This window comes from Microbacterium sp. SD291 (assembly GCF_017355365.1).
Classification (GTDB): domain Bacteria; phylum Actinomycetota; class Actinomycetes; order Actinomycetales; family Microbacteriaceae; genus Microbacterium.
In genome coordinates this window covers 1-561 of the sequence record NZ_JADIJR010000081.1, presented here as the reverse complement: position 1 = coordinate 561, position 561 = coordinate 1, and the positions used below count along the sequence as shown (strand labels likewise).

The window sequence follows — 561 nt, the reverse complement described above, 5'->3', positions numbered from 1 at the left end:
AGGGGCACCCCGTTGTCGGTGCAGGTGGGGCCGCCGCGGGCGTGTTCGATCACGTGGTGGATCTCACACCATTCGGCGGGGACGTGGCAGCCGGGGATGAGGCATTCCTTGTCGCGGGCGATGATCGCGCGGCGCTGGTGGATGGTGAACACCCGGTCGGTGGTGGTGATCCCCACGATCCGGCCTTCATCGAACAGGACCCGCTGGATCGTCCCGGTGCAGGCGGTGTGCGCCGCGACGGACACCGGGATGGGAGTGGCGTCGCCGCCGACGCTCGCCCACCCGGTGCCGTCCGCGAAGTCCTTCGCATCGACGTGCACCACCAGGGTGGGGGCGGCGCCGGCGAGGGAGGGCATGTCGTGATGCCGGGCCGCGATCCCGAGCGCGGCCGCGAGCGCGTCATGGCGCTTCTGCCCGGGGGTGCGGGGGTCGATCACGTTCCGGTGGTCGGTGTTGAACCGGTCCTCGTCGTCTTCGCCGTCGTCGACGCTGTCGTCTTCTTCGTGGAAGGCGACGCCGGGGACGGGTGGTCCGCCGACCTTGGGGTTGTTCTGCGCGTCG

Annotated in this window: 1 protein-coding gene; it reads right to left on the bottom strand. The window is 70.9% G+C overall.

What is annotated here, in order from left to right:
• A partial coding sequence (locus tag IPV10_RS16855) for an HNH endonuclease signature motif containing protein (RefSeq protein WP_207485829.1) occupies positions 1–561 on the bottom strand: 561 nt, incomplete at both ends.